Annotated in this window: 21 protein-coding genes, 2 tRNA genes, 1 other RNA gene and 2 pseudogenes; 13 read left to right on the top strand and 13 right to left on the bottom strand. The window is 57.5% G+C overall.

The window, feature by feature from the left end; translation table 11 throughout:
• The first annotated feature begins 237 nt into the window (after window positions 1–237).
• Window positions 238–1,596 carry a PFL family protein gene (locus ACTNBU_RS10075; protein ID WP_441033561.1) on the top strand — a complete coding sequence of 453 codons (1,359 nt, stop codon included), beginning with the start codon at window positions 238–240 and terminating at the stop codon, window positions 1,594–1,596.
• 115 nt (window positions 1,597–1,711) lie between these two features.
• Here ACTNBU_RS10075 and ACTNBU_RS10070 read toward each other — a convergent pair whose 3' ends face one another.
• The 4 genes from ACTNBU_RS10070 to ACTNBU_RS10055 all read right to left on the bottom strand — a co-directional run bounded on the left by ACTNBU_RS10070 (window position 1,712) and on the right by ACTNBU_RS10055 (window position 7,569).
• On the bottom strand, window positions 1,712–2,923 hold the full coding sequence (locus ACTNBU_RS10070) for an aspartate kinase (protein ID WP_441033558.1): 1,212 nt from the start codon (window positions 2,921–2,923) through the stop codon (window positions 1,712–1,714).
• A gap of 54 nt (window positions 2,924–2,977) precedes the next feature.
• Window positions 2,978–4,174 (bottom strand): homoserine dehydrogenase, encoded by a 1,197-nt coding sequence (locus ACTNBU_RS10065; protein ID WP_441033555.1) that lies wholly within the window; start codon window positions 4,172–4,174, stop codon window positions 2,978–2,980.
• A 54-nt stretch (window positions 4,175–4,228) separates the two neighbouring features.
• A complete protein-coding gene (locus ACTNBU_RS10060; RefSeq protein ID WP_441033552.1) occupies window positions 4,229–4,669 on the bottom strand; it encodes an ACT domain-containing protein in 441 nt (146 codons plus the stop codon).
• A gap of 230 nt (window positions 4,670–4,899) precedes the next feature.
• A complete protein-coding gene (locus ACTNBU_RS10055; protein WP_441033549.1) occupies window positions 4,900–7,569 on the bottom strand; it encodes a transglycosylase domain-containing protein in 2,670 nt (889 codons plus the stop codon).
• A 341-nt stretch (window positions 7,570–7,910) separates the two neighbouring features.
• Between ACTNBU_RS10055 and ACTNBU_RS10050 the strand changes: the two genes are divergently transcribed.
• The 4 genes from ACTNBU_RS10050 (at window position 7,911) to ACTNBU_RS10035 (ending at window position 10,054) form a co-directional block, all read left to right on the top strand.
• The gene (locus tag ACTNBU_RS10050) at window positions 7,911–8,207 is read left to right on the top strand and encodes a DUF1292 domain-containing protein (protein ID WP_441033546.1); all 297 of its coding nucleotides are present in this window, start codon (window positions 7,911–7,913) and stop codon (window positions 8,205–8,207) included.
• 80 nt (window positions 8,208–8,287) lie between these two features.
• Window positions 8,288–8,485, top strand: a non-coding RNA gene (gene ssrS / locus ACTNBU_RS10045) — 6S RNA.
• A 111-nt stretch (window positions 8,486–8,596) separates the two neighbouring features.
• A tRNA-Arg gene (locus ACTNBU_RS10040) sits at window positions 8,597–8,673 on the top strand.
• A gap of 154 nt (window positions 8,674–8,827) precedes the next feature.
• The gene (locus ACTNBU_RS10035) at window positions 8,828–10,054 is read left to right on the top strand and encodes a tyrosine-type recombinase/integrase (RefSeq protein ID WP_441033544.1); all 1,227 of its coding nucleotides are present in this window, start codon (window positions 8,828–8,830) and stop codon (window positions 10,052–10,054) included.
• Window positions 10,055–10,460: 406 nt separating this feature from the next.
• Here ACTNBU_RS10035 and ACTNBU_RS10030 read toward each other — a convergent pair whose 3' ends face one another.
• From ACTNBU_RS10030 to ACTNBU_RS10020, 3 genes and pseudogenes are all read right to left on the bottom strand, one after another.
• Window positions 10,461–11,072: a recombinase family protein gene (locus ACTNBU_RS10030; protein ID WP_441033541.1), complete on the bottom strand. Its 612-nt coding sequence runs from the start codon at window positions 11,070–11,072 to the stop codon at window positions 10,461–10,463.
• A 328-nt stretch (window positions 11,073–11,400) separates the two neighbouring features.
• Window positions 11,401–11,913 carry a hypothetical protein gene (locus tag ACTNBU_RS10025; RefSeq protein ID WP_441033538.1) on the bottom strand — a complete coding sequence of 171 codons (513 nt, stop codon included), beginning with the start codon at window positions 11,911–11,913 and terminating at the stop codon, window positions 11,401–11,403.
• A 46-nt stretch (window positions 11,914–11,959) separates the two neighbouring features.
• A pseudogene (locus ACTNBU_RS10020) lies at window positions 11,960–12,190 on the bottom strand (GIY-YIG nuclease family protein); the annotation flags it as partial.
• A gap of 70 nt (window positions 12,191–12,260) precedes the next feature.
• On the opposite strand from ACTNBU_RS10020, the gene ACTNBU_RS10015 reads away from it, so the two are divergent.
• Window positions 12,261–12,337: transfer RNA gene (locus ACTNBU_RS10015), tRNA-Arg, on the top strand.
• Between the two features lie 158 nt (window positions 12,338–12,495).
• Here ACTNBU_RS10015 and ACTNBU_RS10010 read toward each other — a convergent pair.
• From ACTNBU_RS10010 to ACTNBU_RS10000, 3 genes are read right to left on the bottom strand one after another with little or no spacing between them, the layout of a single operon-like run.
• Window positions 12,496–13,629 carry a tyrosine-type recombinase/integrase gene (locus ACTNBU_RS10010; protein WP_441033536.1) on the bottom strand — a complete coding sequence of 378 codons (1,134 nt, stop codon included), beginning with the start codon at window positions 13,627–13,629 and terminating at the stop codon, window positions 12,496–12,498.
• A gap of 51 nt (window positions 13,630–13,680) precedes the next feature.
• Window positions 13,681–13,914 (bottom strand): helix-turn-helix domain-containing protein, encoded by a 234-nt coding sequence (locus tag ACTNBU_RS10005; RefSeq protein ID WP_441033533.1) that lies wholly within the window; start codon window positions 13,912–13,914, stop codon window positions 13,681–13,683.
• A 24-nt stretch (window positions 13,915–13,938) separates the two neighbouring features.
• On the bottom strand, window positions 13,939–14,166 hold the full coding sequence (locus ACTNBU_RS10000; protein ID WP_441033530.1) for a hypothetical protein: 228 nt from the start codon (window positions 14,164–14,166) through the stop codon (window positions 13,939–13,941).
• On the opposite strand from ACTNBU_RS10000, the pseudogene ACTNBU_RS09995 reads away from it, so the two are divergent.
• A pseudogene (locus ACTNBU_RS09995) lies at window positions 14,110–14,340 on the top strand (transposase); the annotation flags it as partial. The gene ACTNBU_RS10000 and the pseudogene ACTNBU_RS09995 sit on opposite strands and share 57 nt — an antisense overlap.
• 309 nt (window positions 14,341–14,649) lie before the next feature.
• On the opposite strand, the gene ACTNBU_RS09990 reads toward ACTNBU_RS09995, so the two are convergent.
• Window positions 14,650–15,357 (bottom strand): HAD family hydrolase, encoded by a 708-nt coding sequence (locus tag ACTNBU_RS09990; RefSeq protein ID WP_441033527.1) that lies wholly within the window; start codon window positions 15,355–15,357, stop codon window positions 14,650–14,652.
• A gap of 246 nt (window positions 15,358–15,603) precedes the next feature.
• Here ACTNBU_RS09990 and ACTNBU_RS09985 point away from each other — a divergent pair, with 246 nt between their 5' ends.
• Window positions 15,604–15,975: a hypothetical protein gene (locus ACTNBU_RS09985; RefSeq protein ID WP_441033525.1), complete on the top strand. Its 372-nt coding sequence runs from the start codon at window positions 15,604–15,606 to the stop codon at window positions 15,973–15,975.
• A gap of 366 nt (window positions 15,976–16,341) precedes the next feature.
• Here the strand turns inward: ACTNBU_RS09985 and ACTNBU_RS09980 are convergent, their stop codons facing one another.
• Both ACTNBU_RS09980 and ACTNBU_RS09975 read right to left on the bottom strand, forming a co-directional pair.
• Window positions 16,342–17,358 (bottom strand): zinc-dependent alcohol dehydrogenase, encoded by a 1,017-nt coding sequence (locus ACTNBU_RS09980; protein WP_441033522.1) that lies wholly within the window; start codon window positions 17,356–17,358, stop codon window positions 16,342–16,344.
• Window positions 17,339–17,569 (bottom strand): hypothetical protein, encoded by a 231-nt coding sequence (locus tag ACTNBU_RS09975; protein WP_441033519.1) that lies wholly within the window; start codon window positions 17,567–17,569, stop codon window positions 17,339–17,341. Before ACTNBU_RS09975 ends, ACTNBU_RS09980 begins: the two co-directional genes overlap by 20 nt.
• A gap of 35 nt (window positions 17,570–17,604) precedes the next feature.
• On the opposite strand from ACTNBU_RS09975, the gene ACTNBU_RS09970 reads away from it, so the two are divergent.
• From ACTNBU_RS09970 to ACTNBU_RS09950, 5 genes are all read left to right on the top strand, one after another.
• Window positions 17,605–17,781, top strand: a complete 177-nt coding sequence (locus tag ACTNBU_RS09970) for a hypothetical protein (protein WP_441033516.1) — start codon at window positions 17,605–17,607, stop codon at window positions 17,779–17,781.
• Between the two features lie 262 nt (window positions 17,782–18,043).
• A complete protein-coding gene (locus ACTNBU_RS09965) occupies window positions 18,044–18,559 on the top strand; it encodes a flavin reductase family protein (protein WP_441033513.1) in 516 nt (171 codons plus the stop codon).
• An 18-nt stretch (window positions 18,560–18,577) separates the two neighbouring features.
• A complete protein-coding gene (hflX, locus tag ACTNBU_RS09960) occupies window positions 18,578–19,849 on the top strand; it encodes a GTPase HflX (RefSeq protein ID WP_441033510.1) in 1,272 nt (423 codons plus the stop codon).
• Between the two features lie 780 nt (window positions 19,850–20,629).
• Window positions 20,630–21,193 (top strand): GNAT family N-acetyltransferase, encoded by a 564-nt coding sequence (locus tag ACTNBU_RS09955; protein WP_441033507.1) that lies wholly within the window; start codon window positions 20,630–20,632, stop codon window positions 21,191–21,193.
• Window positions 21,168–21,803: a YigZ family protein gene (locus ACTNBU_RS09950; protein WP_441033505.1), complete on the top strand. Its 636-nt coding sequence runs from the start codon at window positions 21,168–21,170 to the stop codon at window positions 21,801–21,803. Before ACTNBU_RS09955 ends, ACTNBU_RS09950 begins: the two co-directional genes overlap by 26 nt.
• Window positions 21,804–21,871: the final 68 nt, after the last annotated feature.

The following is a 21,871-nucleotide window of genomic DNA, read 5'->3' as shown; positions in this document are numbered from 1 at the left end:
TTTTGACGTGTCTGTAAAAATAGGGGTCACGGTGGGTTACCCGCCCCCAGCAATTATATTTCGCCCCCGGCAAAAAATACGGGGGGAAAACGGGTGTAACCCCCCGGGACCCCCTTCCCGGTCCGGCAGTTTTGTCCGGCAGAGCCGGACAGGCGAATTCCTAATTCCTAACTCCTAATTCCTAATTCGCATCTCCTATCTCCTATCTTCTATCTCCTATCTCTTTCGGAGGTTTCTATGCTTACACAAAAGGACATTCTCTCCACCATTGAGATGATCGACCAGCAGCATCTGGACATCCGGACCATCACCATGGGCATCTCCCTGCTGAGCTGCTGCGACGAGGACCCCAAACGAGCCTGCGACAAAATTTACAACAAGATCACCCGCTATGCCGAGAAGCTGGTAAAGACCGGCCAGGACATCGAGCGGGAGTTCGGCATCCCCATCGTCAACAAGCGCATCTCCGTCACCCCCATGTCCCTGGTGGCCGCCGCCAGCAACACCGAGGACTACGCCCCCTTCGCCGTCACCATGGACCGGGCCGCCAAGACCTGCGGCGTCAACTTCATCGGCGGCTACTCCGCCCTGGTGCAGAAGGGCATGACCAAGGCCGACGAGCGGCTCATCCGCTCCATCCCCGAGGCCCTGGCCAGCACGGACTTCGTCTGCTCCTCCATCAACGTGGGCTCCACCCGGGCGGGCATTAACATGGACGCCGTGGCCCTCATGGGCCGCATCGTCAAGGAGACTGCCGCCGCCACCGCCGACCGGGACGGCCTGGGCTGCGCCAAGCTGGTGGTGTTCTGCAACGCCGTGGAGGACAACCCCTTCATGGCCGGCGCCTTCCACGGCGTGGGCGAGGCGGAGAAGGTCATCAACGTGGGTGTCTCCGGCCCCGGCGTGGTGCACCACGCTCTCCAGAGCGTCAAGGGCCAGCCCTTCGACGTAGTGGCGGAGACCATCAAAAAGACCGCCTTCCGGGTGACCCGCATGGGCCAGCTGGTGGCCCAGGAGGCCTCCCGCCGGCTGGACACCCCCTTCGGCATCGTGGACCTGTCCCTGGCCCCCACCCCCGCCGTGGGCGACAGCGTGGCCCGCATCCTGGAGGAGATGGGTCTGGAGACCTGCGGCACCCACGGCACCACCGCTGCCCTGGCCCTGCTGAACGACGCCGTGAAGAAGGGCGGCGTCATGGCCTCCTCCAGCGTGGGCGGTCTCTCCGGCGCCTTCATTCCCGTCAGTGAGGACGAGGGCATGATCGCCGCCGCCCAGTCCGGCACCCTGTGCCTGGACAAGCTGGAGGCCATGACCTGCGTCTGCTCCGTGGGTCTGGACATGATCGCCGTCCCCGGCGACACCCCCGCCGAGACCATCTCCGCCATCATCGCCGACGAGGCGGCCATCGGCATGGTGAACAACAAGACCACCGCCGTCCGCGTCATCCCCGCCCCCGGCAAGACCGTGGGCGACAGCGTGGAGATGGGCGGCCTGCTGGGCTCCGCCCCGGTGATGCCGGTGCATCCCGAGTCCAGTGCGGCCTTCGTGGCCCGGGGCGGACGCATCCCCGCGCCGCTCCACAGCCTGAAGAACTGAACAGCAAAGAGGACTGCCCGGCGGGCGGTCCTCTTTTTCATTCCCGTTCTCCGCACACGCGGAACGCCCCGGCCGTCTATGTCGGCCGGGGCGCTGTTTCGTCTTCAGAAGGGGATCAGACCTCGTCGAAAAACTTGGCGTGGATGGCCTTTACCGCCTTGTTCACGTCCTCCTCGTCCAGCAGGACGGAGACGCGGATCTCAGAGGTGTTGATCATCTGGATGTTGATGCCCGCCTCATAGAGGGCCTCGAACATCTTGGCGGCCACGCCGCAGTTGCTCATGAGACCGGCGCCCACGATGGAGACCTTGCCGATCTTGTCGTCGTCCTCCAGGTGGTCGAACTTCAGAGCGGACTTGTGCTCGTTGAGGATCTGCTCCGCCTCGGCCATGTCCTTCTTGTGGACGGTGAAGGTGATGTCCTTGGTGTCCTCGCGTCCAATGGACTGCAGGATCACGTCCACGTTGATGTTGCTCTTGCTCAGCAGGTCGAAGACCTGGAATGCGACCCCGGGATTGTGCTGCAGGCCGACGAGCGCGATACGGGCGATGCTGGTGTCCTTTGCCACACCTGCGATATTTGTCTTTTCCACTTTGGTGACCTCCTTAACGATAGTGCCCGGCTTCTTCTCGAGGCTGGACAGAACTTCCAGATTGACATGAAATTTTTTCGCCAGCTCCACGCTGCGGTTGTGCAGCACCTGGGCGCCCTGGCTGGCCAGCTCCAGCATCTCATCATAGGTGATCTCCTGGAGCTTCCGGGCGTTGGAGACGATGCGGGGATCGGTGGTGTACACGCCGTCCACGTCGGTGTAGATCTGGCAGCGGTCCGCCTTGAAGGCCGCCGCCAGCGCCACGGCACTGGTGTCGGAGCCGCCGCGGCCCAGCGTGGTGATATCGCCGTTGCGGTCCACGCCCTGAAAGCCGGTGACGATGACGATGTGGTGCTGATCCAGCTCCGCCTGGATGCGCTCGGAATCGATCTTCTTGATCCGGGCGTCGGAATGGACGGAGGTGGACTGGATGCCCACCTGCCAGGCGTTCAGGGACACGCAGGGCAGGCCCATGGCCTCCAGCGCCATGGCGCACAGCGCCACGGAGATCTGCTCGCCGGTGGACAGGAGCATGTCCATCTCCCGCTTGGAGGCGTGGGGATTGATCTCCTCCGCCTTGGCGATGAGGTCGTCGGTGGTGTCGCCCTGGGCGGACAGGACCACGATGACGTCATTGCCCTGGAGGTAGGTCTCCGCGATGATGCCGGCCACGTTCTTCACCCGCTGGGCATCCCGCACGGAGGAACCGCCGAATTTCTGTACGATCAAACTCATAGTGTTTCCCTCTTTATCTCAGATTGGTCTTGGAAAGGCAATGCCTTATCTCTCTCATTCCATCACCCGCATGCAGGCCAGCACGTTCAGCCTGTCGGACTGCTCTGTCGCTGCGGTGCCGCTGATGCGGTTCGTCAGGAAGGCGGTTTCGCCGTCCTCGCTGAGGACCTCCACCTGGCCGAAGGCCATGGCCGCGTCGGTGAGGCTGCCTTCAATGCGGAAATAGAACCGGGTGTGGAGCTCCTGGGGGTCCACAAAGCCCGAACTGTCCTCCGTCCAGGGCAGGTTCTCCTCATGGACGGCGGAATGGCCCACGGCCTCCATCACATCGGAGACGCAGGCGGAGGCGGTGGGCATCTCGCCTGCGCCCTTGCCGTAGAACATCACCTCGCCGGTGGCGTTGCCCCGGACCACGATGGCGTTGAACACGTCCTCCACATTGGCCAGGGGATGGTCCTCCGGCACCAGATGGGGCGCCACATAGGCCGTCCGGCCGCCGCCAGGCATCCGGAGGGTCCGGCCCAGCAGCTTGATGCGGTAGCCCGCCCGCTCCGCGATCTTCACGTCCCGGAGGGACAGCTTGGAGATGCCCTCCATGGGCACGCTCTCCGGCAGCACCTGATGGCCGAAGGCCAGATCCGCCAGAATGCAGATCTTCCGTCCGGCGTCGGTGCCGTGGATGTCGGCGGAGGGATCCGCCTCGGCGTAACCCTTGGCCTGGGCCTCCCGCAGGGCATCGGTAAAGAAGGCGCCGGTGCGGACCATGCGGGTCAGGATGTAGTTGGTGGTGCCGTTGAGGATGCCGTAGATCTCCTCAATGCGGTTGGCCGCCAGGCACTCCCGGATGGGATGCAGCACGGGGATGCCGCCGCCCACGCTGGCCTCGAACAGATACCGGACGTTCTTCTTCGCCGCCAGGGCCAGCAGCTCGCAGCCCTTCTCCGCCACCAGCTGCTTGTTGGCGGTGACCACGTGCTTGCCGGCGCTCAGGGCCCGCTTGGTGTACTCATAGGCCGCGTCCACGCCGCCGATGGTCTCCACCACCACCCGGATCTCATCATCTTCCTCGATCTTCCTGAAATCATCAGTCATCAACTGGCGATAGGGGCCGTCCTTGAAGTGGCGGACCAGAATGGTCTTCACCTGAAGGGGCTCTCCCAGCTTCCGCTCGATCTGCTTGGCGTTCTCGCCAATGACTTTGGCCACGCCCGTTCCCACGGTGCCCAGGCCCAGAATCGCGATCTTGATCATATCTCTCTCCTTTTTCTATCCGTTCCACGCTCCGTCTCAGGGGCGCATCCCCTATCAGGCCGAAGTCACCTCGAACTTCACGACACCCTCCACGGCCTCTGCCTCAGCCAGCAGGGCCTCCAGACTCTCCGCCATATCGCTGGTCTCGGCGGAGATGGTCACTGCCGCGCAGCCGTTGGTGGGAATGCTCTGGTTGATGGTCAGGATATTGGCGCCGGATGCGGCAAACACGCTCAGCACCCGGGACAGCACGCCGGTATTGTCCTTCAGCATCCCGTAAAACGTGATGATATGCTCCGCCTTCATGTCGTTGAACGGCTGGACGGAGTCCTTGTACTTGTAAAATGCGCTCCGGCTGATCCCCGCCATGCGGGTGGCCGCTCCAACGGTGGCCGCCTCGCCGGTCTGCATCATCCGTTTGGCTTCCGCCACCTTGATGAAAACCTCCGGCAGGGCGTCCGCGGCAACGATGTAATATTTGACCTCTCTGCTCATTTGGTCCGCCTCCCACGGTCATCTGTCCTTCGTATGTCGTTTATAGTAACACAAATGTCCGTGGCTTGCAACCAAAAATGGGAAAAAACTTTTGTGGAAAGAGGGGAATCTTTCCCCGGTTTTCTCGTCCGCCGTAGGCAAAATGACGAGTCCGCCCCTCTGAAACACAATCTCTTGCGGCAGAAAAAGCCGGCGGACACAAGCTGTGTCCGCCGGCCTGAGCTGTGCGTTTATGGCTCCGCGGGAACATGATTCCCCCAGAGGCTGTCATACCAGTTGCCGCCGGGTTCCGTGGGCTCGGCGGTGCCGGTATCGCCGCCGGAAGACGTACCGCCGCCATGGTCTCCTCCGCCGGTGTCACCGCCAGAGGGCGGGGTGACAGGCGTCCCCGGCTCTTCGCCGGTGACGGGCAGCGTACCGCCGCCCGGATTCTCCGGATCGACGGGGAACTCCGGATCCTCGGGGTCCGGCTCGATTGCTTCCGTGTGGACGGGACAGGCCTCGATGGCCTCCAGCGTGCTGATGAGGTAGGCATTGTCATCGGCCACCACGTTCTCGCCGAAGTTCTCCCGGGTATAGTTCAGGAACGCATGCTGCTCCACGCTCTCCTCCGGGCAGAACTCGCCGGCCAAACACTGGCCCTCGGTACAGTAATCCCGCAGCTCGTGCATGGTGCAGACCTCGGTGGGACCGGTGCCGGTGGCGATCTCCACGGAGATGACCCGGCTCCCCCGCAGATCCAGATTGCAGTTCTCTCCGGGCAGCATGCCGCTGTCGGCGCAGACTCGGATGGTGGTGATGCCGCTGGAGGGCTTGCTGAAGGACTTGTACTCCAGATCCTCGTGGATGCGGCTCATGACCTTCTTCCACATGGTGATGGCGGGTTTGCCGGAATAGACGATCTTCTCGTTGTTCCGGTAGCCGGTCCACACCGCCGCGCTGTAATAGGGCGTGTAGCCCACGAAATACTGGTCGTAGTTGGTGCTGGTGGTACCGGTCTTGCCGGCGATGGCCATGCCGCCGAAGCTGGCGGAGGTGGCGGTGCCGGAGGAGACGACGCCCTGGAGGAACTTGTTCATGAAGTAGGCGGTGGTCTCCTTCATGGCCACGTGGGTCTCGGCCTCATTGTCCAGCAGCACCTCGCCCTTGTTGTCCGTCACCTTCACATAGAGACGGGGGGAGTTGTAGACGCCGTCGTTGGCGAAGGCGGCGTAGGCCGCGGCCATCTCCTCGGTGGTGACGCCGTAGGTGAGACCGCCCATGCCCAGGGAGCTGCTGTTCAGATCATTGTAGACGGCGTCCTCCTCCGCAGAGACCAGGGTGGTGAAGCCCAGGTTCTCTGTCATGAACCGGAAGGAGTTGTCCACGCCCAGCTTCTCCACCGTCCGCACCGCCACGGTGTTGATGGACTTGGCGATGGCGGTGGACAGCGTCACCATGCCGCTGTAGCCGGAGGGGGTGTTCCGGGGCCAGGGGTTGTCATTCAGCATCCGGACGGGATAGTTGTCAAAGATGGTGGCCGGAGTGATGACATTGGCATCCAGCGCAGGGGCGTACACCGACACGGGCTTGATGGCCGAGCCGCACTGCTGGCTGGGGTCCGTGGCGTAGTTGAACAGCATGTCGCCCTGCTTGGGCCGCATGTCGCCCACCATGGCCACCACGTTGCCGTTGGTGACGTCCACGATGGTGATGGCGGATTTCAGCTTCTGGCCGGTGCCGGAGGTGACGTCCACGTAGTCGTTCTCATAGACGTCCTCGGCGATGGCCTGGATCTCCGGGTCGATGGTGGTGTAGATCTTGCAGCCGCCGTGGAGGATCTTCCACTCCGCCTCCGAAGTGGAGATGCCCAGGGCCTCCGCCAGATCGTTGGTGACATCGGTGCGGACCTGATCCACGAACCAGGACTGGTAGCCGGAGGCGGTCTGTCCGTCGTTGACGCTCTCCGCCAGGGCCTTGTCGGCGGTGGTGGTGCGCTCCACAAAGTGAAGTTCCTCCGCCTTGGCGGCGTCGGCCTCCTCCTGGGTGATGAAGCACAGGCCCGTCTTCTCGTCGGCCATTTTGTCCAGAATCAGTTCCTGGCGCTGCTTATTCAGCTCTCTTGGGGTCTTGTCGCCGTTTTTGGTCTTGACCGTGATGGTGGAGAACGGCCCGTACATGGACGGGTTGTTGGTGATGGCGATGAGGCAGGCGCACTCCGCCAGATCCAGCTCCTCCACGTCCTTGCCGAAGTAGTACTGGGCCGCCGTCTGGACGCCGTAGCAGCCCTTGCCCAGATAGATGGCATTGAGATACATCTCCAGGATGGTCTCCTTGGAGTACTTCTTCTCAAACTCCAATGCCCGGAAGATCTCCGTGACCTTCCGCTTGACGGTGCCCTCGTTGTCCCCCGTCAGGTTCTTCAGCAGCTGCTGGGTAATGGTGGACCCGCCGTAGGTGTTGGAGGCGTGGGTGAACATGTTCACCGTGGCGCCGATGGTGCGCCTCCAGTCCACGCCGTTGTGCTGGAAGAAGCGCTGGTCCTCGATGGCCACCGCCGCCTGCCACAGCTCCTCAGGGAAGTCCGCATACTTCTTCATGATGCGGTTTTCCTTATCGTGGAGCGTCTGGAGCTCGATCCACTCCCCGCTGTCCTTGTCCTGATAGTAGATGATGGAGGACTCGTCCATGGTGTAGTCATTGGTGTCCACATTCAGGCTGGGGGACAGGGTGGTCTTCACATACTGCATGAAGATACCGGCGATCATGCCGCAGGTCAGCACGCCGATGAGCAGGATGGTAAAGAGGATGAAGCCGATGCCGAAGCCCCGCTTCCTTTTCTTTCTCTTGGTGCTCTGATGCTGTCCGGAATTCCGGCGGGGCGTACGCTCCTCGGGCAGTTCTCGTCTTCCGTGTTCCACTGACAGGGCACCTCCTTTTCTGAGATTTGGAAGGACCGGCGCCGCAGGGCTGCGCCGAATGTCCATAGCATTCCATAGTAACTTTTATTGTAACACGGCCTGTCAACTTTTAAAATGTTATTTTTCTCTTAAAAAAGTTTCTGATTCCGTTGTTTTTCCTTATCGTATACGTTTTTCCGTCCCCTGAACGAATCAGTTTCGCAGATTTTGGATGGAATCCGGCCTTGCATTTTCCCGGCAGAGCGGGTAAAATAGCACCATCGGAAACGGAGAGCCGCGCTGAACGGTTCCCGCGGCCGGTCAGATTCTTTGAAAGGCGCCTGCTGGCGCAGGGAGGTCTTATGAGCGACGAATTCGGCCCCACCTTTATTACTGTCACCTCTGAGGATGGTGAGGAACTGACTCTGGAATTCATCGGTGCCCTGGAGCTGAACGGCACGGAATATCAGGCCTTCTTCCCCACGGAGAGTGAGGACGACGAGGCGCTGGAGGATCCGGACAGCGGCCTGATCATCATGAAGGTCATCCATGAGAACGGCGAGGACCTGCTCTCCACCTGCGACACGGACGAGGAGCTCCAGGCCGCCTACGAGGCTTTCATGGAAGAACTGTACGACGACGAGGAGGACGGGGAGTGAGCGTCCGCGGGACGTAAAGGCTCCGCAAAAAAATCCGTTTTCCCGATTGCAAAGCAGCGGAAGCTGTGCTATCTTAGTATGGTACCCTGCGCGGTTCGTGATAGATCTTTTTTTAACCCACATTTCGTTATACGGGACGCTGGTTCGGTGTGTGGTTCGCAGGCCTCCCGGCTGCCTTCTGCGGCTGGAAGTTGGAAGCGATAAAGCGCATCGCAGGCGACCCACCTGTCCGTAAAGGTGCAGGTTATAACGGGTCTACACGGCCGGGCGGGGCATCTTTTTTCCGATTTTTCCACCGGATGAAAAAAAGAAAAATTTGTGAAAAAAACTCTTGCATTTTCCGGAAAGACGTGCTATTATGATTAAGCTGTCTGGAGGACATCAGACATGCGCCGTTAGCTCAGCTGGATAGAGCGTCTGGCTACGGACCAGAAGGCCGGGGGTTCGAATCCCTCACGGCGTACCAAAAAAAAGTCTTGAAACTACAATGGTTTCAAGACTTTTTCTTTTATCAGTAATGAATAGAATTGTGATGTTGGCAGCAGAAAGTGCACAAAAAAGTGCACACAGCTGGAAAAAGGGCTGAAAACATTGATGCACCGGAAAGAAAGGTGTTATCAATGGCAACAATCAGTGAGAACAAAAAGAACGGGAAAACGGTCTCTTACCGCTTCATTGTCTGCTTGGGCAGGGATGCGCAGAAGAAGCAGATACGCCGGTTTATGACCTGGACGCCGCCAGAAGGAATGACACCCGCAAAGGCCCGTAAAGCTGCTGAACGCGCGGCGGATGTATGGGAGCAGGAGATCAAAGCGGATTATCAGGCGGAGATGGAAGCAAAATCCCAGGGACAGGCATATTCCATTCCACCAGAGAAACGCCACGACGATTTTACCTCTTTCGTGAATGACGTATGGTTTCCGCTTCAGGTACGCGGAAATAACAGAAAGCCCAAAACAGTTGCTTTCTATCTGAGCATGGTCAAGCTCATCAATTCCTATTTCCATGGCCGTGTGCTCCAGGAAATCACGGCACTGGATATTCAAAAGTATCTGGTGTACCTCAGAACGGAGTACAAAGGTAAAAACGGAGGGCCTTTGACGGCGAAAACAGTCCATCATCAATACAACACTTTAAATCTGATTTTTAATTATGCGGAAGACCAGGAGATAATCGCTAAAAATCCTATGCAGAAGGTAGATGCGCCCAAAAAAGAGAAGCATCCGGTTGATGCTCTCACGCAGGAGCAAGCGGTTCAGTTTTTCCGGATTCTTCCTGCTTGCCCGCTTGATTTTCGCTGTATTCTTTGCCTGCTGGTTACAACAGGAATTCGCCGTGGTGAGTGCATGGGCCTGAAATGGAAGGACGTGAATGAAGCCGCCGGGACAATCTGCATAGAGCGCAATGTCACTTATACGCCGGAAAGTGGCGTCCTCGTTAATACGCCTAAGACCATCAACAGCATTCGCACGATTCCAGTTATACCGAGCACCATGCAGCTGCTCCAACGGTTAAAAGAAGAAACCCAGCGTCAGCATCCCAACGCCATATTGGAAGAAGCATTTATATTTCCTAAAGATGGAGATATATTCTCACCCCGTGACCCTAACGCCATCACTCGCCGCGTTAAACGGTTCATGAAAAATAACGGCTTCCCTGACCTCTCCCCGCATGATCTGCGCCATTCCTGTGCTACGTTACTGCTTGCTCAGGGTGCAGATGTGAAAAGCGTGCAGGAAATATTGGGACACGCTGATGCAAGTACAACGCTGAATTTCTATGCCAAGGCGGATTTGCAGCAAATGCGAAACGCCACCGAAAAATACGCTGCTGCATTTAACCTGTAAAGCCGTATGATACCTCCGCCGCCGCATAAACAAATCCCAGCAGGCCCATGTTAACGTGGACACCGCTGGGATATTTTTTGCCATATGATTTGGGATAAAGTTTATTCTCTGGATATCAGTCAGATTTTATCCTGTTTCCCACGGTTTATTATACTTGGTATTCTCATAAAAAGCTAGTCTTTTAACGGAGATATCCATAATCTCCACACCAGCCACATTCCCATTGCTTCCCATGAAGCTTGGCAGGGCTCCCGCAGTTTGGGCAACGAATTGTTGTGCTTGTCTTGGGGATAGTATCACCGCTTTGTTTCGGCTTGCCTTGCTGTTTATCTGCTTTGAATAGCCTTACGATTATAAAGATAACAATTACAGCCAATATGATAGCCAGCACAATACCGCTCCTTCCTCAACCCTTATTTTCCATCATACCCACTAATTTATAAAAACTGGTTCTCTTCGTTCCTGTCTGCTCCATAGCAGTCTTTGCGGTGATTTCCCCGGCTTGCCAAGAGGTATAGACCTCATTCCAATTTGCAGGGAAAACGAGTGCAGGGCGTCCTAATTTCTTGCCGTTAGCCTTTGCGGCTTCGATACCTTCGGCCTGACGCTGCCTGATATTGGCTCTCTCTTGTTCGGCAATAGTCCCCAAAACCTCAATTAAGATGTTGTTGACCATCTCAAAGACCCATTCCTGTCCCTCTGGCAATTCCATCATGGTTGTAGGGAGGTCAATGACTTTTAGGCGGATTCCATTATCTTTAAAAAATTGCAGCTCATTCTTGATATCGCTCTTATTTCTACTCAGTCTATCTAAAGACTTGATAACCAGCGTATCACCACGCCGCAGTATTGCATTTTTAAGGGCCTGATAGCCAGCACGGTCTAAGTCCTTACCGCTTTCCTTGTCGGTGATGATCTCCCGCTCCTGTGCTCCTAAAGACTTGAAAGCGGCAATCTGGCGGTCAAGGTTTTGTTCCTTGCTGCTGACTCTTGCATAATAGTAAGTACGGTTTTCCATAATCATGGCCCCCTCTGTTCTATCTGTTCGTATTCTAGCAGAATAGTTCGTAAAAGTCAATATATTTACGAACATATTTGTAAAATAAATTTTATATTTTACGAACGTCAATGAGAGGGAATATCAAGGTGTTCGACAAGGTATACCTTTACGAATAGTCTTGTAGCCGCTTATATCCATCTAACATCGTGCTTTCCTATTGGAATACGATATCTAATCATTAAATTACGCCCTAGAATCGCTTGCAATCCGTTACGAGGGTACTTATACCTCTCAGGAATAAAAATGATTCTAGGGCGCTGGTTTTAATTAAGATACTTCAAATAAACTAATAGGATTCTATTTTTTTACGGAGTTCTTCTTTCAATTCTATTGCATCTTTATAATTATCAATACAATCTAGAAGGTCAATAGCTTTTTGAATGTCTGATGAATCCTCTGCAATTTCCATCAATGCTATCGCTGTTGAGTAAATCGACTCCTTTGCACTATCTTCACCACTTGATTCTGGATATGAAACGGATTCGTCATAGTAAGAGGGAGACTTTGTAGTTGATAATGCGGGTGACAGATTAGCAGTTGATGCTTGCCCAAGCAAAGTCTTATCTATATCTTTCCTTTCAAACACGCAAAGAACACTTGCGCCAAGGGGACCAATAGCCGATGTCATTGTAGTAATTTTATAATTTGGATGTTCCTTCAAAAATATATTAATTTGAAAGTCAATACCACTCAAGTCCTTGCTAAAATCTCCGAAGTATTCACAAATGCTCCCACCTTGGCTGGAAACGTTTTCCTCAAAACATCTTATTTTTTCTTCTTTTGAGCCAAACATACCCATTCTTATTTCCCCTCCTTCATTTATCATACAAGGATTTAGTTCCAATAACTCTTTTGGTTTCAAATGCTCTATGCAATGCTGCTTCTAACGCAGGAGCATCATTGGAGAATATTAACGCATGAACATCAAAGCGAAATGGGACAGACGCCCCGCCTAACTCATCAACTCTATCTTGAGGCTCTAAACGTCGCGTCATCCCAATTTTATAAATGTTTTCGCCAAAAGCGCCAATATTGGATATAACATACACATATCCCGCTCGCTGATTAGCCTCTCGATAATCAAACCCAGGTATATCAATGCTTTCAAGCTTTTTACCTGACAACATTTTTTGTTGCTGTATGGACGCGCCGTTAGCTCAGCTGGATAGAGCGTCTGGCTACGGACCAGAAGGCCGGGGGTTCGAATCCCTCACGGCGTACCAAAAATCCCTTAGAGCCGCAAGGCTTTGAGGGGTTTTTGTTTTTTGCGGATGCTGTCCAAACAGCGAGTAGGTGCAACAGGTGCAACAGAATCCAGAGGCTCCGCTAAACCATTGCGGCACAAGGTGTTCGCTCTTTTTTGCCGCGCGTGTTCGGAATGTCATGCTTTCTGCCGTTGTTGCACCTCTGTGACATCGGTTCCGAAGGCTGCTTTGACCCTTTTCGCGGTTTCTGCCTGTCTGCTCTCCTTTTGGTAATGCGTGTACACCCGGAGCGTCATGTCCACAGTGGAATGACCGGCGAGGTACTGGATCTCCTTGATGTCCAGGCCGCTCTCAAGCAGGCGGGTGATATAGGTGTGCCGGAGCTGATGAGCGGTAACCGGGAAGTCGAGGGTCCGCACAATCTTGGTATTCCGTACCGTGGTGCCAAGTTCATCCGCCGAGGTGGCGGTCCTGCTGTCGATGATGTCCATCATCCGTTTGAAGCTGCTCTTGGTCATCGGCGCTCCCTTTGTTCCTGGAACGACATAGACGCTCTTCGTGCTCCTGTAGACTTCTCTCAACGCAGAGTATAGCAGGTCCGGTATCGGGAGGTCACGTTCAGCGCAAGCGGTTTTCAGGTTCTCACTCACTGTGGTGATCCCGTCCTTCAAGATCGCGTTATGCCGCACATGAATGATCCGGTTCTGGAAGTCGATGTCCGACCACATTATGCCGCAGATCTCGCCGCGACGCATTCCCGTCTGCAAGGCGATCAGGCAAAACAGATATGCTCTCGTCCCATTCACGGCGTCGAGGAGGCGCTGGCTCTGCTCAGGAGTCAGCGCCGTTTTTTCTTTTGCAGGGATTCCGCCGACCCGGAGACTGTTAGGGACCGGGGACTTCAGCAGGAGATTGTTGTCCACGGCGGCATCAAAGACGTTCCGCAGAGTCTGAATGACCTGATTGTTCAGCGACTTGCTTTTGCCGGACAGTGTGGCCATGATAAGCTGGACCTGTATCGGCGTGACCTTCTTCAGAGGAACGGCATCCAGGTAAGGGAGGATATGGTTGTTCAAGGCGTTCTCAATGGCCTGGAGTGACTTCTCCCGCAGATAGGGTCGCTTATAGGTGTTCAGCCATATCGCGGCAAACTGACCGAATGTGGAGTCATCCAGCACATCCAGACCGGCTCCGATTTGAACGAGGAGTTCTGCCTTCTTCTGCTCCAGTTCCTCCTTCGTTTTTGCTCGTACCCATTTGCGTGTTCCGTCAGGCAACCTTACAGTTGCTGTGTATAGTGTGTTTTTCATCGCGTCCTCCTTATGCAGCACCGCCCAAAGCGCACATAAGGATATGGGGGATTATACGATCTTGGTGATAATACGGCGAGTTGGTTTTGCGGGTGCCGGTGCAGGCGCAGGGGACAGGAGAGCGTCAAAGGAGCTTGCGGGGATACGGATTGACCGCTTACCAATGCGGGCAGCTCTCAGGCGCCCAGTCTTCACAAGTTGATATATAGACGAGGTGTTCGTTTTCAGGATCTCCGCAGCTTCTTTTACGGTGTAGTAGGTTTCAGCGGTTTTTACGTTTTCCACAGTGGCATACCTTCCTTTCTATTTTCACCGCTTCGGCTCTTCTGTCGGGGCGGCGTTTTTATTTATTATCGTTTCGACTGCGGCATCGAGGTGCAGCCGGATTGTATCTCTAAGGAGTCTTGCAGCTTTTTCTCCCGAAATGACAAACTTTCCCTCATTATTGATATCGACTCCGCCTCTTAAGATGTCATCGATCCCCAAGAGGTTCGCCGTCTGATCTATACGACCAACACCATCGAGGGCTTCAACCATCAGCTTCGGAAGGTGACCAAGGCAAAATCCGTGTTCCCCACCGATGACAGCCTACTGAAAATGCTGTATCTGGCCATGATTGATATCACAAAGAAATGGACTGGCCGGAGACAGGATTGGAGCATGATTCATGCTCAGCTGGCAGTATTTTTTGCTGATCGCATGCCGGAATAACCTGCTGCATACCGGCATGTCAAGGATCAAGATGAACGGGGGCTGGCGCCCCCGCCCTTGACATGCCCACGATCTACTGTTATTTTGAAAACAAGGCAGCAGCTTGCACCACTTCCACCTTGAATATATTTTGCTCTATTTGCACCGCATTTCGGTGTTTACACAGAATTTGAGACAGACCCAACTTTTTGTTTGCATTTGCACTGGAAATATTCCAGAGATACGCTTCCATCCGCATTTACCACTGAATGGACGCAAACGCAGGCGGCATCTGTCAGCGAATGACAGGTGTCGCCTGCGTTTCATATTTTACAGGGTGCGGATCAGGGCTTGCAGCTCCGGGAATCCGCCGTTGGGATAGACCGAAATGTCCTTCTGTCCGGCATTGATCAGGCAGTCGGTCAGCAGAAATACCTGCATGCCCAGTGTCTGGGCGGCCATGTCCTCCGTCACGTCGTTTCCCACCATCAGGCACTCCTCCGGTGCGAGACCCAGCTGCTCCGCGATATCTCTGTAATAGCTGAGGTTGGGCTTGCAGTACCGTGCGTTCTCATAGGTGGTATACAGTTCGAAATCCTCCGGTTCCAGCCCGGCCCAGCGGATGCGGCTCTCCGTGGCCACCGCCGGGAAAATGGGATTGGTGGCGAGGGCCACACGGAGTCCCCTCTCCTTGATCTGCGCCACCGTTTCTGCGGCTTTCGGATTGAAGCCGCAGACCGCCTTCGCCCCCGCGAATTCCTTCCGGTAAAACTCCTCAAACAGCGGCAGGTCCTCTTTCGCCTGCGGGCCGAAAAGCTCCGTGAATTTCTCCCAGAAAGCAGCCTCGTTGCTCTGATGGCCGTTGTTTTTGACCATTGCGGCCGTTCCGGCCCAGACGGCGTCCACCAGCTGCTTCGGGTCATAGCCGTGAGGCGCCAGCTTCACCGCAAGCAGCTGAAAATAGGTTTTGATGAACAGGTCCTGATCCATCGGCAGGAGCGTGCCGTCCAAATCGAATAAAATAGCCTTAATGCTCATGGGGTCATCCTTTCGTTATCCAGTATCTGATGGTGTCGATTCCCTGCTATAGTAACTGATTTTGGAAGAAACGTCAACCGGCTTCCCTGGAGGGCACGACGGACAAAAGCGCGTTTCCGTCCGGGTTCCGCTTTTAATAATTTTCAAACAATACCCAAACAAAAGGTCAATAATCCAGGTGTAGAGTACGCTCTGTTGACAAGAACGGCAGCAAAACCACAAATGATGAACAAGGAGAACGACATTATGAAAAAGAGCAGCTTCGCCGCACTGATCCTCGGCACCATCGGCATCGTGTTTTTCGCGCTGGGCATGTGTATGTGCATGCTCCCTGAGTGGGATCTGTTCCGGCAGGGCATCGTCTGCGGCGTCATCGGACTGGCAGTCCTGCTGATCACCCTGCTGGTCTGGCGCAAGATGGAGGGAAAGGCCCCCGTCAGGATCAGTGCCAAGACCCTGGGCTCCGCCGCTGTGGGCGTGCTGGGCGCACTGCTGCTGGGCGTCGGCATGTGCATGGTCATGGTGTTCAGCAGAATGGTCCTGGGCATCGTCATCGGCCTGATCGGCATCGTGGTCCTGCTGATGCTGATCCCCCTGACCCGCGGCATCCACGACTGAGCGGCACACCCGCATACAGGAAAAGGGCTGTCCATCCGGACAGCCCTCCAGCTTGTCGAAAAACCCTGTCTGAAGGAAAAGAGTTCTTTTTTGCAGGGGGAGTACGAGGGGGAAACTGGCGAAGCGCCGCCAGCGGCGGAAAAAGCGAGCCGGTTTCGAGGAAGCGGCACGATTGGCGGCCCAGAAGGGGCCGGGAATCGCAAAGCCGCAACGGTGCCCGGGAGCCCCCTCGTGTTGGATCGAATGCCTGCAAAAAGCCTGTGTCAGCAGGCGTTTGCGCCGCGCAGCGGCAGCTTTTCGGCCCGCTGCGCAGGCAGAAAAGCGAGGCATTGTGAAGGCTGTCCATCTGGACAGCCCTTTTTTGTTTCAAAGCCCGTAGTTGATGACCACGTTCATCGCTCTGTCGATCTGAGCGGCGGTCTCGATGGCCTCCGCCAGTTTTTCGTGGGGGAACTCATGGGTGATGATGGAGGCGATGTCATACTTTCCCTCCGCCATGATGCCCAGAACCATCTCCACATCCTCCGGCATGTAGCCGCCGCTGCCGATGATGGCATGCTGGGCGTAGGTCATGGCCAGCACATCGATGGGCCGTTTGCCCGCCAGAACGGCCACTGCCACCAGACGGCTCATGATCTTGCCCATTCCCTGATACCGTTCGATCAGTCCGGGAGCGCCCGCCGCATCGATGTAGATGTCCACATCCGCAGTCTCACCGGTAAGGCTCCGGGCCGTTCCGAATACCTCCATGGCTTTGACCTTCAGGTCCTCCTTTCCGGAGTTGCAGACGGCGAAGCCCAGCCCCGCCGCCTTTTCCAGCCGCAGATCGGACAAGTCCGTCACCATGACCTGCCCGCACCCGAACTCCTTCAGGGCAATGGCTGCGGCAATACCGATGGTGCCGGCGCCGAAGACGATGGCGTTTTCGCCCTGCCTGGGAAGGCTGCGCCGTGCCGCCCGGGTCCCCACGGTAAAGGGCTCGATCAGGCAGGCCGTCTGATCCGGGATGCTGTCCGGTACCCTGTAGAGCTGTCTGCCGGGCTGCGGATCCGGCGCCAGGATGTATTCGGAAAAACCGCCGATGGTCCCCGCGCGGCCGGTGTCTCCGGTGACCAGCAGCGGATAGGGGTAGACCCGGTCCCCCACCCGGAAGTCCTTTACGTTTTTCCCCACGGCGGCCACCCGGGATACCACCTCGTGGCCAAACTCTCCGCCCACTGTGATCTTATGGCCGGTGCCGGGGCCGTGGGTATAGACCGCCACATCTGTGCCGCAGATGCTGGCATACAGATTTTGGAGCAGAACGTCGTTGTCCCCGCAGACCGGCGTGGGCACCTCCCGGATGGAGACCGCCTGCTTGCCTTCATAAATCGCCGCTTTCATAGCGCACCTCGATTTCCATGGATTTTCCTCTATTATCCCAACACCGGTTGCAAAAATCAACCGACAGCTTTCCGGTTTTTGTCCGGATAATGGCCGGCGACGGTTCCTGACTGTCGGAATTTTTCCATTTAACAATTCTCAAACGATTTTCAAGCAATTTCCAAACGATCCCGCCGTAAGATATGCCCATCATCGACCGGATCATGACCATCAGAACACCGTTCAGACAACAGGAGGAAACAGACTATGAGCGAATATAAACTGAAGCCCGGAAAGATCGGCGAGACCGTCATCGGCGCGTATAAAACCATTGAGGACACCGTCGTGGGAAGCTACAAAAAGATGGAAGACGCCTTCGTGGACGCGTTTCTGGAGAAGACCAACAGCCCCGCCGAAGACGTTGCCCCCGCCAAAAGCAAATAGACGCGGACGAACTGTCCGTCCGGCCGGATCAACTCCGCAGGAAACGCCGCCTGCGGAGTTGTTTTTTGTCTGTCCGGCTGGCCGCCCACCGGAAAAGGAGAAGATTTCCACGCCGGTTCCTTTACTTTTTGCCGGAAAACGAATATACTGTCCTCATATGAAAATCGCCGGGCAGCTTGACGCGGCCTGACGCTCCCATCGCGGCGAGCGGTCCGTTCTGCGGCTGCCCCGCATCGTTTCAATTGAAAGGAGTTCTGCCATTATGGAACTGCATCCCGCGGACCCTCAGAAGCTGACGCCGGAGATCTTCTCCGTGTTCGGCACCAACAACGCCCTTCTCACTGCCGGAGACCGGGAGAAGTGCAACACCATGACCATCGGCTGGTGCGGCCTGGGCCGGATGTGGAATCTGCCCGCCTGCACCGTCTATGTCCGCCCGGGGCGGTATACCTACCAGTTCATGGAGTCCCACGACTACTTCACCGTGTCCGTCCTCCCCGCCGAGAAGAAGGGGACCGTCATGGCCTACTGCGGCACCAGGAGCGGCCGTGACGTGGACAAGTTCAGGGAGTGCGGCCTCACCGTCCGCTACGGCGCCGGGGACGCCCCCTATGTGGCGGAGAGCCAGTGGGTGCTGGTGTGCAAAAAGCTGTACGCCCAGGACATGGGCGGCGAACACCTGACGAATCCGGCTCCGAAGAAATTCTACCAGGGTGAGGGCTGGCACCGCATGTACATCGGCCAGGTGGTGGAGGCCTATACCACTCAGGAAGTCTGATAAATTGAAGGAGAACCTATGCGCGAAACACAGGAAGTCAGAGACAAAGTCGTACTGGTGGGACTGAACTCACCGGTGCTGAAACGAGACGAAAACGCCGACGAGGGCTCCATGGAGGAGCTGGCCGCCCTGGTGGAGACCGCCGGCGGCGAGACCGTGGGCACCGTCCTCCAGAATCGGGCGTCCCCGGACCCCCGGACCTTCGTGGGTGAGGGAAAGGTGGCGGAGATCCAGCTCTACTGCGAGAACGTGGGGGCCACCATGGTCATCTTCGACAACGACCTGTCCCCCTCCCAGCAGCGGGTACTGACGGATCTGCTGGGCGTCCAGGTGCTGGACCGCTGCGGCCTGATCCTGGACATCTTCGCCCAGCGTGCCCGGACGAAGGAGGGCCGTCTTCAGGTGGAACTGGCCCAGTACCAGTATCTGCTGCCCCGTCTGACGGGCATGTGGACCCATCTGGAGCGACAGGGCGGCACCAGCGGCCAGGGGGCCATCGGCTCCAAGGGCCCCGGCGAGACCCAGCTGGAGACGGACCGCCGTCTCATCCACAAGAAGATCGACAAGCTCCGGGCGGATCTGAACGAGGTCCGGCGGGTCCGGGGCACCCAGCGGGAGCGCCGCCGGAAGAACGAGATTCCGGTGGTGGCCATCGTGGGCTACACCAACGCCGGCAAGTCCACGCTGCTGAATCAGCTCACCGGCGCGGCCATCCCTGCCAACAACCGGCTGTTCGACACCCTGGACACCACCAGCCGTCTGCTCACCGTCAGCGACACCCTGGACGTGGTGATCTCCGACACCGTGGGCTTCATCCGCAAGCTGCCCCACCAGCTGGTGGAGGCCTTCAAGGCCACACTGGAGGAACTGGAGTACGCCGATCTGCTGCTCCACGTCATCGACGTGTCCAATCCGGACTGGCAGCAGCAGGCCCAGGTGGTGGAGAGCCTCATCACGGAGCTGGGGGCGGACCGGCTGCCCCGCATCAACGTGTTCAACAAGTGCGACTGTCTGCCGGTGGGCGAGATCATGCCCCACGGCGAGGACATCGTCACCATCTCCGCCCGTACCGGCGCGGGCGTGGACCAGCTGCTGGAGAAGATCGACAAGCGGCTGGACAAGGGCTCCCGCCGGGTGACGCTCCACATCCCCTACGACAAGGGCGGCCTGCTGGACATGCTGTACCGGGAGGCCAAGGTGGAGAGCGTCAGCTACTCCGAGACCACGGACGTGGTGGCGGTGTGCACGCCCAAAGTGCTGGGGCGGGTGGCGGAGTTCATCGAGATGTGAGCGTTCTGCCGGGGAAGCCCGGCAGCTTTGCGGCTCCGTCGCAGGGCGGGACTTTTTTCCGTTGGCACGGGAGTGCCGGGGAAGCCCGGTAGATTCAAACCCCCCATTCTCTTTTTCCGTGGAAAAAGAGAATGCGCCTTTTGATGGTGTAAGAGAAAAAGGCTTGGCGGCGGCATTCCGGACTTCGTCCGGAACGCTCGCAGCGCCTGTTACGGGGGTTTTGGTCCGGCGGAAATCTGCGGGCTTTTGCCCATTCAACTAAATATGGCAGCTGCGGAAGTCGGGGTCCCGCCCGGATGATCTGCCGTTCTCTTTTTGCTGCCGCACCCTGGCAGTTGCGGGAGTCTCCGGAAGCGCTTTTGACAATCTTTCGCAACCACCGGACTGCGGCAGCAAAACAGGCGTAGAGAGCATCCGGGAGCACCCCCAGTTTCCGCAACTGCCATACGCGGTTGAGTGGATGCAAGCCCTCAAGTCAGCACCTAATAGCTCCCGTAAAAGGCGAAAAAAGGCGTTTCAGGCGGAGCCTGAAATGCCGCCGCCCAAGCGTCTTTTTCTTCCACCGAGCGCGACGCATTCTTTTTCTCAAGAAGAAAAAGAATGGGGGGCGCAAAGCTGCCGGGCTTTCCCGGCACCCCCGTCCTGACGGAAAAAGGTTTTGCCCCGCGGCGGAGCCGCAAGCCTCCGGCCTTCGCCGGCATCCCCCGCGCCCCGGGACGGGGCGCACCATCGACCCCTGCGGGGAGAATTCCCGCAAAAATTCAACCAAGGAGCATTCCCATGTCCAACGATGTGATCCTCCATACCCCCCGCATGATCCTGCGGCCCTTCACCGTTCAGGACACCTGCGACGTCTACGCCTATGCCCGGGACCCCCGGGTGGGCCCCATTGCTGGATGGCCGGCCCATCAGAGCTACTTCGAGAGCTGGGACATCGTCCGGACGGTGTTCTCCCAGTCCGGCGTCTTCGCTATGGAGCTGCGGGAGAATCACAAGGTCATCGGCTCCATCGGCTTCGTGGGCGGCCACCCCGCCGGGGAGTTGCCGGACTGTCCCGATGATGAGATCGGCTACGCCCTCAGCGCCGCCTTCTGGGGCCGGGGATTGGTGCCGGAGGCGCTGGAGGCGGTGCTGCGGTATGGCTTCACAGAGCTGGGACTGCGCCGGATCTGGTGCGCCCACTACGCGGGAAACTGGCGGTCCAAGCGGACCATGGAAAAATGCGGCTTCCGCTATCAGTTCGCCCGGACCACGGAGGTGGACCTGATGCGGGAGTTCCGGCAGACCTATTACTACTTACTGACGGAGGAGGACTGGCGTGAGCGGGTACATCGTGCCGTTTGAGACGGCGGAGAGTGAGTTTACGGAGAAGCGGTCCCGGTTTATCAGCCACATCTGGCGGGTGGAGACGGAGGAGGAGGCCCGGGCCCGGATCGAGGAGATGAAGAAGAAATACTACGACGCCCGGCACAACTGCTGGTGCTACCTCCTCCACGACGGCCCGGTGCGTTACTCCGACGACGGAGAGCCCCAAGGCACGGCGGGCCAGCCCATGCTGAACGTGTTCCAGCGGGAGGAGGTCACCAACGTCTGCTGCGTGGTGACCCGGTACTTCGGCGGCATCCTGCTAGGGGCCGGGGGGCTGACCCGGGCCTATGCCAAGGGCGCCAAGGACGCTCTGGACGCCGCCGGCATCTGCCGTATGAGCCTGTGGACAGAGTGGGAGATCTCCTGCACCTATCCCCTGTTCGAGCGGATGAAGCTGACGGTGGAGTCCTGCGGCGGCGTGGTCCGGGACGCGGAGTACGGCGCGGACATCGTTCTCCATGCGGCGTTCCCCAGCGGCGGCGCGGAGCAGTTCGCCCCCCGGCTGACGGAGCTGTCCGCCGGACAGCTGGCCATGACGGCGGCGGGCGAGTCCTTCCTCCCCGGCCCCAGAGATGCGGCCCGGTGATCTCAGAATCAAAACATCCCATTGTCGGGGGGGGGGGCCCTACGGGCGGGGCCCGCCGGATCTTTTTC

This window comes from Dysosmobacter sp. HCP28S3_G4 (assembly GCF_052065175.1).
Taxonomy (GTDB): domain Bacteria; phylum Bacillota; class Clostridia; order Oscillospirales; family Oscillospiraceae; genus Oscillibacter.
Note: the sequence above shows the minus strand (reverse complement) of the source record. Positions and strands in the feature narration are given on the sequence as shown.

Bases quoted from the DNA above. Each gene is read 5' to 3' on its own strand.
- ACTNBU_RS10075 (WP_441033561.1), top strand. From the start codon at position 238: ATGCTTACACAAAAGGACATTCTCTCCACCATTGAGATGATCGACCAG.
- ACTNBU_RS10070 (WP_441033558.1), bottom strand. From the start codon at position 2,923: ATGAGTTTGATCGTACAGAAATTCGGCGGTTCCTCCGTGCGGGATGCC.
- ACTNBU_RS10065 (WP_441033555.1), bottom strand. From the start codon at position 4,174: ATGATCAAGATCGCGATTCTGGGCCTGGGCACCGTGGGAACGGGCGTG.
- ACTNBU_RS10060 (WP_441033552.1), bottom strand. From the start codon at position 4,669: ATGAGCAGAGAGGTCAAATATTACATCGTTGCCGCGGACGCCCTGCCG.
- ACTNBU_RS10050 (WP_441033546.1), top strand. From the start codon at position 7,911: ATGAGCGACGAATTCGGCCCCACCTTTATTACTGTCACCTCTGAGGAT.
- ACTNBU_RS10035 (WP_441033544.1), top strand. From the start codon at position 8,828: ATGGCAACAATCAGTGAGAACAAAAAGAACGGGAAAACGGTCTCTTAC.
- ACTNBU_RS10030 (WP_441033541.1), bottom strand. From the start codon at position 11,072: ATGGAAAACCGTACTTACTATTATGCAAGAGTCAGCAGCAAGGAACAA.
- ACTNBU_RS10025 (WP_441033538.1), bottom strand. From the start codon at position 11,913: ATGGGTATGTTTGGCTCAAAAGAAGAAAAAATAAGATGTTTTGAGGAA.
- ACTNBU_RS10010 (WP_441033536.1), bottom strand. From the start codon at position 13,629: ATGAAAAACACACTATACACAGCAACTGTAAGGTTGCCTGACGGAACA.
- ACTNBU_RS10000 (WP_441033530.1), bottom strand. From the start codon at position 14,166: ATGGTTGAAGCCCTCGATGGTGTTGGTCGTATAGATCAGACGGCGAAC.
- ACTNBU_RS09990 (WP_441033527.1), bottom strand. From the start codon at position 15,357: ATGAGCATTAAGGCTATTTTATTCGATTTGGACGGCACGCTCCTGCCG.
- ACTNBU_RS09985 (WP_441033525.1), top strand. From the start codon at position 15,604: ATGAAAAAGAGCAGCTTCGCCGCACTGATCCTCGGCACCATCGGCATC.
- ACTNBU_RS09980 (WP_441033522.1), bottom strand. From the start codon at position 17,358: ATGAAAGCGGCGATTTATGAAGGCAAGCAGGCGGTCTCCATCCGGGAG.
- ACTNBU_RS09975 (WP_441033519.1), bottom strand. From the start codon at position 17,569: ATGGTCATGATCCGGTCGATGATGGGCATATCTTACGGCGGGATCGTT.
- ACTNBU_RS09970 (WP_441033516.1), top strand. From the start codon at position 17,605: ATGAGCGAATATAAACTGAAGCCCGGAAAGATCGGCGAGACCGTCATC.
- ACTNBU_RS09965 (WP_441033513.1), top strand. From the start codon at position 18,044: ATGGAACTGCATCCCGCGGACCCTCAGAAGCTGACGCCGGAGATCTTC.
- hflX (WP_441033510.1), top strand. From the start codon at position 18,578: ATGCGCGAAACACAGGAAGTCAGAGACAAAGTCGTACTGGTGGGACTG.
- ACTNBU_RS09955 (WP_441033507.1), top strand. From the start codon at position 20,630: ATGTCCAACGATGTGATCCTCCATACCCCCCGCATGATCCTGCGGCCC.